General features: G+C 70.0%; 6 protein-coding genes. 2 read left to right on the top strand and 4 right to left on the bottom strand.

Annotated elements, in window-relative coordinates:
- Window positions 1-100: 100 nt before the first annotated feature.
- Window positions 101-325 (bottom strand): hypothetical protein, encoded by a 225-nt coding sequence (locus tag Ahu01nite_RS37365; protein WP_203841464.1) that lies wholly within the window; start codon window positions 323-325, stop codon window positions 101-103.
- 1462 nt (window positions 326-1787) lie between these two features.
- Between Ahu01nite_RS37365 and Ahu01nite_RS50825 the strand changes: the two genes are divergently transcribed.
- Window positions 1788-2141 (top strand): VOC family protein, encoded by a 354-nt coding sequence (locus Ahu01nite_RS50825; RefSeq protein WP_239159457.1) that lies wholly within the window; start codon window positions 1788-1790, stop codon window positions 2139-2141.
- Between the two features lie 51 nt (window positions 2142-2192).
- Here the strand turns inward: Ahu01nite_RS50825 and Ahu01nite_RS37375 are convergent, their stop codons facing one another.
- The 3 genes from Ahu01nite_RS37375 to Ahu01nite_RS37385 are packed head-to-tail and all read right to left on the bottom strand — an operon-like array spanning window position 2193 to window position 6662.
- A complete protein-coding gene (locus Ahu01nite_RS37375; RefSeq protein ID WP_203841459.1) occupies window positions 2193-2666 on the bottom strand; it encodes a DUF4233 domain-containing protein in 474 nt (157 codons plus the stop codon).
- Window positions 2663-3988, bottom strand: coding sequence for a bifunctional folylpolyglutamate synthase/dihydrofolate synthase (locus Ahu01nite_RS37380; protein WP_203841460.1), 1326 nt, complete (start codon window positions 3986-3988; stop codon window positions 2663-2665). Before Ahu01nite_RS37380 ends, Ahu01nite_RS37375 begins: the two co-directional genes overlap by 4 nt.
- Window positions 3989-4022: 34 nt before the next feature.
- Window positions 4023-6662 carry a valine--tRNA ligase gene (locus Ahu01nite_RS37385; protein WP_203841461.1) on the bottom strand — a complete coding sequence of 880 codons (2640 nt, stop codon included), beginning with the start codon at window positions 6660-6662 and terminating at the stop codon, window positions 4023-4025.
- 79 nt (window positions 6663-6741) lie between these two features.
- Here Ahu01nite_RS37385 and Ahu01nite_RS37390 point away from each other — a divergent pair, with 79 nt between their 5' ends.
- Window positions 6742-7515, top strand: a complete 774-nt coding sequence (locus tag Ahu01nite_RS37390; protein ID WP_203841462.1) for an RAD23 family protein — start codon at window positions 6742-6744, stop codon at window positions 7513-7515.
- The last annotated feature ends 122 nt before the right edge of the window (window positions 7516-7637 follow it).

The following is a 7637-nucleotide window of genomic DNA, read 5'->3' on the forward strand; positions in this document are numbered from 1 at the left end:
CCCGGCCCAGCCCCCGCCCCCGCCCGACGCCCTCCCCCACACCGGCACCGGCACCGGCACCGGCAACCCTCGACCCGACCTACGCAGCGGCCTCCACCAGCTACGACACCCCACCAGCCCCGGTCTCCCCCGCCGCACCCACCGCCCAGCCGACCTCACCGTCACCGTCCGGGCTGACGCCCCAGTCACCGCCCGAGCCGACCGCCCCCGCACCGTCTCCGTCAGGGTTGGACTCCCCCGCACCGTCCCGGTCAACGTCTGCTTCGCCGGACCGCCCCGACGATCCCGAGCCGACCGTGACGCGCCCACCGGCCGCCGCGGCCACGACACGCGCACCCGATCGACCCCGCCACGCCCGCGAGGACGACGAAATCGACCTCCCCCTGGACGGCGACCCCGAACCACCCCCGGAATCCCAGCCCCGTACCCGCTCCGCCATGGCAGCGGGCATCATCGCGCCCCCCGCGGAAAACCCCCCGTCCCGCCGGAAGCCCCTGGACGACGACCTCCTGGGCGACCTGGAACCACCCCCATGGCAGACCCGCCGCTCCCCCACCCCTGCGGCATCAGAGCCGACCGCTCCCGCCCGGCCCACATCAGCCCCACCCGCCGCTGCCCAATCGGCCTCAGCACCACCCCCCGCTGCCCGATCGGCCTCAGCACCACCCCCCGCTGCCCGATCGGCCTCAGCACCACCCGCCGCTGCCCAATCGGCCTCAGCACCACCCGCCGCGCCATCGACACCTGCACCGCGCGCCGGCGCCCAGCCGACATCAGCACCACCCGCTACCGACCGGTCGGTCTCCGAAACTCCGGCCGAACGGCCGGCCGGATCGGAGCCCGGTGAGCCCAGGCCAGTCGCTCCCCACACCGGCCTGGCAGCCGCGGTAGCCGCCGGAGTAGCCGCCGTCGCCGGTGCCTTCCGCTCCAAACCGGACGCCCCTCCCCGCTCACGCCCAGAGCCGACCCCCACCTCAGCTCCCCGAACCCCCACCCGGACCTCAGCCCCACCCCCCAACCCCACCCCGCTGATCAACCGCCCACCGACCACGTCACCCCACCCGCCGAACTCCCCCACCACATCCGGTTCCGCCGCTGCCCCCCTCCAGAGCTCCGAACCCGACGAAGCTCCGTCCCAGGACCCCGGCCCCACCGCAACGCCCGTCCAGGACCCGAGGCCCGCCAGAGCGCCCCTTCAGGACTCCGGCCCTGCCACGGTCCCGTCGCACGATGCCAAGCCACCGGCAACGGCCTCCCACGCTTCCGAGCCGGCCACGGTCCCCTCCCCCGACTCCAAGGCACCGGCCGCTTTCCCCGCCCCCAGCGCCGAGCCGCCAGCCACGGCTTCCGGGGACTCCGACGCCGAGCCACCGGCCACGGCTTCCGGGGGCTCCCGGCCCGCCGCGGTCCCGCTCCACGAATCCCCCGGCGCAACGTCCGGTGCCGCCGCAGTACCGGATCGCAAGTCCCCCAGGCACTCCTCCGACCCGGCAGCGGCCCCCACGCCCGGCCCGGTGCCGACATCCGCGACGGGTTCGGCGCAGGTCCCACCACAGGCGCCAAGGCCGAAAGCGTCGGGATCCGCAACCGTGCCGCCGCAGTCATCCCGATCAAGTGCGGGCATTTTCGTCCCGCCGCCCGACAAGGGCATCAGGGTTCGCGGGGCGCAGTTCGGGGGGAGCCCGTGGTCGGATCTGGAGGGTGGTTTCGAGCCGGCGAGCAGGGTCGACGACCTGATAACCGCGTACCCGAGTGCACGTCCCGGACCCTCAGGGGCGATTCACGGCGTGGGGATCACCGTGCTGGTGACGGACCTGGCGCGCTCGATCGGCTTCTACAAGGACATGCTCGGCTTCTACGAGATCGACGCGGGAGCAGGCAGCGCGGTTCTGGCGTCGGGTGACACGCGACTTGTCCTGCGTACGGTGCATGATCTGTCCGCGGTCGGCCGGCTGATCTACCTGAACCTCGAGGTGGGTGATGTGGAGGCGGTCTACGAGGAGCTGAAGCGCAAGGGTGTGCCGTTCGTGCACGGCCCGCGCCCCGTGAATCGCGGCGACAAACTCGAACTGTGGGCGGCCTCGTTCCACGATCCGGACAACCACAACATCGCCATCACCCAATGGCGTGCGATCCGCTGACAACACAACAAGCCGGCCGCCAGGAACGGCGGCCGGCTCTGACTCAAATCACTATTTGCGTACGGGTGGACGCCCGAGCGAACGCCGCACGTGCAACGCATACGCCCAGGTAGCGCCGAAGATCAACCCGAGCGCGCCCAGGGACCAGTGGAAGAGCCCCGAAGCGAGAAGCAGCACCTGCAGCACCGTGCCGGCCGTCCACGCCCAGGCAGTCCCCATGCGCCCGGCCAGCACGATCGCCACCACCGCCTCCGCGATGACGGCACCGACACCCCAGCCGCTGAGGTGCCCGCCGAGGATCCGGATCGGCTGGATGCCGAGCAGCAGGATGATCGCCTCAAGGATCAGCGTGCCCGCCCCGAGCCCCCGCACAGCAGCCGCGGGATTCTTCAACCCGGACCGCTGAGCCATGTCCGCGTCGGCAGCGGCCGAGTCACTGCCGGCGGTCAAGCCGGCATCCGCAGCCGGCACGGCATCCGCGGGAATCTGCGGCGTTTCGGCGGGTTCAGGACGGGGCGTGGTCATTTCTTCAGCAGCTTCCTGGCGTCCGCGACGGTGACGACCGAGCCCGTGATCAGGACCGCGACGCCGCTGTGCTCGCCGTTGGTGTCTTCTTCGGCCAGGACGACGGCTTCCTCGATGGCGTCCGGCATCGTCTCGGCGATGGTGACGCGGTCTTCGCCGAAGATGTCGATGGCCAGCTCGGACAGCTCGTTGAGGGGCATCGAGCGGGGCGAGCTGTTCTGGGTGACGACGAGGCGGGCGGTGACCGGCTCGAGGAGCGCGAGGATGCCCTCGACGTCTTTGTCGCCGAGGAACGCGGCCACCACGACGAGGTGACGGAACGCGAACTCCTCTTCCAGCGCGGTGACCGTGGCCGCCATGCCGTGCGGGTTGTGGGCGCCGTCGAGCAGGATTGTCGGGGCGCTGCGGACCCGTTCGAGCCGGCCGGGCGAGTCCACGGTGGCGAAGCCCTCGCGGATGGTCTCCGGGTTGAGCTGCTTCTCGGGCCCCGCGCCGAGGAAGGCCTCGACGGCCGCCAGGGCGAGCGCGGCGTTCTGAGCCTGGTGGGCGCCGAAGAGCGGCAGGAAGATCTCGTCGTAGACGCCGCCGAGGCCCTGGATGGCGAGCAGCTGGCCACCGACTGCCTGGTCACGGCGGACCACGCCGAACTCGCTGCCCTCGCGGGCGACGGTCGCACCCATCTCAGCGCTGCGTTCCAGCAGGGGGCGCATGGCCTCCTCGGTCTGCAGCGCGGAGATCACCGTGGCGCCCTTGTGGATGATGCCGGCCTTCGCCCAGGCGATGTCCTCGATCGTGTCGCCGAGCCACTCGGTGTGGTCGAGGCCGATCGGGGTGATGACGCAGACGCCGGCGTCGATGACGTTGGTGGCGTCCTCCTCGCCGCCCAGCCCCACCTCGATGACCGCGATGTCGACGGGCGCGTCGGCGAACGTCGCGAACGCCATCGCCGTGGTCATGTCGAAGTACGTGAGCGGCTCCGCCGCCTGCTTGTCGATCAGGTCGGCGAGCGGGGCGATCTCGTCGTACGTGGCGGTGAGCTGTTCCTCGGTCACCGGCTCACCGTCGAGGCTGATCCGTTCCCGGATGGTCTCGAGGTGCGGGCTCGTGTAGCGCCCGGTGTGCAAGCCGTGCGCGCGCAGCAGGCCGTCGATCATCCGGGCGGTCGAGGTCTTGCCGTTCGTCCCGGTCAGATGAATAGTCGGGTACGCCCGCTGCGGGCTGCCCAGCACGTCCATCAGATCGCGGATCTTCTGCATGTCGAAGTTCATGCGGGTGAAGCCGCGCCCGTCGAGCGCGGCGATCACCTCGTCGTAACTGCTCATAGCTGTACCCGCCCTTGCGGGAGTAGTGACCTGCTCATGCTGTGGGCAACGCTTCCAGGGCCGCCGCAATTCTCGTGAGGTCGGCCTCGGCCGTGGCCAGCCGATCCTTGATCTTCGCGACGACCTGCTCGGGTGCTTTGCTGACGAACGACTCGTTGCCGAGCTTGCCGCGGCACTGCGCCAGCTCCTTCTCGGCGGCGGCCCGGTCCTTGTCGAGCCGGGCCCGCTCGGCCGCGACGTCGATCGTGCCGCGGGTGTCGAGGTCGACGGTGATCCCGCCGGTGACCGCGAGCGTGGCCGTGGCCGTGAACTCGGCGCCGGGGGCGTCGAGCCGGGCGAGCGAGCGGATCAGCGGCTCGTGCGTGTCGATGCCGACGTTGCCGAGACCCGTGAGCGCCGCGCTGACCCGCTGACCGGGGCGCAGGCCCTGGTCGGCACGGAACCGCCGGACCTCGGTGACCACCTTCTGCAGGGCGGCCAGCTCCTCCTCGGCGGCGTCGTCGATCAGCACCTTGTCGACCGTCGGCCACGAGGCCCGCACGATCGTCTCGGCACCGGTGAGCACGGTCCACAGCTCCTCGGTGACGAACGGGATCACCGGGTGCAGCAGGCGCAGCAGCTGGTCGAGGACGTGACCGAGAACCCGCCGGCTCTGCGCCGCCCCGGGGCCGTCACTCGACAGGACCGGCTTGCTGAGCTCGAGATACCAGTCGCAGACGTCGTCCCACGCGAAGTGGTACAGGGTGTCGCAGACCTTCGCGTACTCGTACGTCGCGAACAGCTCGTCGACCTCGCCGACCACGTGCTGCAGCCGCGACAGGATCCACTTGTCGACCGACGACAGCTCGCTCGGCGCGGGCAGGTCGCCCTCGACGGTGGCGCCGTTCATCAGGGCAAAGCGGGTGGCGTTCCACAGCTTGTTGCAGAAGTTGCGCGAGCCCTGGCACCACTCCTCGCTGATCGGCACGTCCGAACCCGGGTTGGCACCGCGCGCGAGGGTGAACCGGGTGGCGTCAGCGCCGTACCGCTCGATCCAGTCGAGGGGGTCGACCACGTTGCCGAACGACTTCGACATCTTCTTGCCGAGCCCGTCGCGGACCATGCCGTGCAGGTTGACGACCTTGAACGGCGCCTCGCCGTCCATGGCGTACAGACCGAACATCATCATCCGGGCGACCCAGAAGAACAGAATGTCGTAACCGGTCACCAGCACGCTGGTCGGGTAGAACTTCGCGAGCTCCGCGGTCTGCTCGGGCCAGCCCATGGTCGAGAACGGCCACAGCCCCGACGAGAACCACGTGTCGAGCACATCCTCGTCCTGGTGCCAGCCCTCCCCGGTCGGCGGCTCCTCGTCGGGACCGACACAGACGACCTCGCCTGCGGGGCCGTACCAGATCGGGATGCGGTGGCCCCACCAGAGCTGGCGGGAGATGCACCAGTCGTGCATGTTGTCGACCCACGCGAAGTAGCGCTTGGACAACTCGGCGGGCTCGATCGACACCCGGCCGTCGCGGACCGCGTCCCCGGCGGCCTTGGCCAGCGGCCCGGTGTTGACGAACCACTGCAGCGACAGCCGCGGCTCGACGGTGGTCTTGCACCGCGAGCAGTGCCCCACCGAGTGCACGTAGGGGCGCTTCTCGGCGACGATGCGGCCCTGCTCACGCAGCGCGTCGACAACCGCGGGGCGCGCCTCGTAACGGTCGAGACCCTCGAACGGCCCCGGCACCGTCACGACGGCCCGCTCATCCATGATCGTCAGGCTGGGCAGATTGTGCCGCTGGCCGATCTCGAAGTCGTTCGGATCGTGCGCCGGCGTCACCTTGACCGCACCCGTGCCGAAGCTCGGGTCGACGTGCTCGTCGGCGACGATCGGGATGCGCCGCCCGGTGAGGGGAAGCTCGACCTCGGTGCCGATCAGGTGCTGGTAACGCTCGTCATCCGGGTGGACGGCCACCGCGGTGTCACCGAGCATCGTCTCGGCCCTGGTCGTCGCGACCACGATCGCGTTGTCCCCGTCGCCATACCGGATCGAGACGAGCTCACCGTCGTCGTCGGAGTGCTCGACCTCGATGTCGCTGAGCGCGGTGAGGCACCGCGGGCACCAGTTGATGATCCGGTTGGCCCGGTAGATGAGGTCGTCCTCATACAGCCGCTTGAAGATCGTCTGGACGGCCCGCGACAGGCCCTCGTCCATGGTGAAACGCTCACGGCTCCAGTCGACGGAGTCACCGAGACGCCGCATCTGCCCGAGAATCGCGCCGCCGGACTCCGCCTTCCACTCCCAGACCTTCTCCACGAATTTCTCGCGGCCCAGGTCGTGCCGGGAGAGCTGCTGCGCGGCGAGCTGCCGTTCGACGACGTTCTGCGTGGCGATGCCGGCGTGGTCCATGCCGGGCAGCCACAGCACCTCGAAGCCTTGCATCCGCTTCAGCCTGCTGAGGGCATCCTGAATGGTGTGGTCGAGGGCGTGACCGATATGCAGGGAGCCGGTCACGTTGGGCGGAGGGATGACGATGGAGAAGGGAGGCTTGTCACTCGCCGGGTCCGCCTGGAAGTAGCCGGACGATACCCAGTGCTCGTACCGCCGCTGCTCTACCTCGCCCGGCTGATACTGGGCGGAGAGGCCACCGGTGGGCCGGCTGTCGGGGGTGCGGGTATCGGAAGCTTCGGTCACCCGCCAAGTTTACGGAGCCCGCGCCGGTGCGCTGCGTCCGCCCGTCCTGCCTGTGGATAACTGTTGTTAGGCTCGCACGATGTCCGACCGCCCCGGCCCGTTGTCCGAGTCCCCGGCCCCCGCCGGCGAAGCTCCGGACCCTGCACTCACCCCGGCCGTTCCGGCCGACATCCCCCCAGCTCCCACCGCTGATGCCCCGGTTCCGGCACCATCGGCGGGCCACCCGGTGGAGGTCTCGGACGAGCCGTTCACCCTCACCGGGCCCGCCGATGAGGATGCTGAAGAAACGACACCGCGGTCGCGGACCAAGACCATAGTGCTCGGCTCCCTGCTCGCCGTGACTCTCGCCGGCATGGCAGTCATCGGGTACGCAGGATGGCGCATCGCCTCCCAGAAGGACGCCACGCTCACCTCGCCCCCGACCGTCGGCAACCTCAAACTGGACACCACCGAGGAGGGGCGGTCCACGGCCGACTATCTCCAGACGGCATTGTCCGCGGAGGTCGACCTGGACCACACAACGGGCGGCGTCTACCTCGACGGCACCTCCACCGACGGCGTCCTGTTCTTCGGCGGCACCACGCTGATCTGGACGCCCGGCGCCGACCTGGACACAGCCTTCGAGATCATCTCCGACGGCCAGGGCGCGGTCACCGGCCTCCACGACGTCGACGCCGGCAAACTCGGCGGAACGATGAAATGCGGAACCACCAAAACCGACAACGCCGACATGCCGGTCTGCGGCTGGGCCGACCACGGCAGCCTCGCCCTGGCAATGTTCCCCGGCCGCACCGGCAAAGACGCCGCCACCCTGATCCTGCAGATCCGCAACGCCACCCAGACCCGCAAATAAAACGCCCAGCGAAACGGCCGGCTACGCGTACGCGGAAACCGGCCTTTACCATTCGCCAAACGCGCGACGATCAACCCCAGAAACGCAAAATGGCCCACCCCTTCAGGGGTGGGCCATTTATC

Origin of the sequence: Winogradskya humida (assembly GCF_016862215.1) — a bacterium.
Lineage (GTDB): Bacteria > Actinomycetota > Actinomycetes > Mycobacteriales > Micromonosporaceae > Actinoplanes > Actinoplanes humidus.

What these genes read in the sequence shown, in the direction of transcription:
- Ahu01nite_RS37375 (WP_203841459.1), bottom strand. Translation starts at nt 2,666, where the DNA reads ATGACCACGCCCCGTCCTGAACCCGCCGAAACGCCGCAGATTCCCGCG.
- Ahu01nite_RS37380 (WP_203841460.1), bottom strand. Translation starts at nt 3,988, where the DNA reads ATGAGCAGTTACGACGAGGTGATCGCCGCGCTCGACGGGCGCGGCTTC.
- Ahu01nite_RS37390 (WP_203841462.1), top strand. Translation starts at nt 6,742, where the DNA reads ATGTCCGACCGCCCCGGCCCGTTGTCCGAGTCCCCGGCCCCCGCCGGC.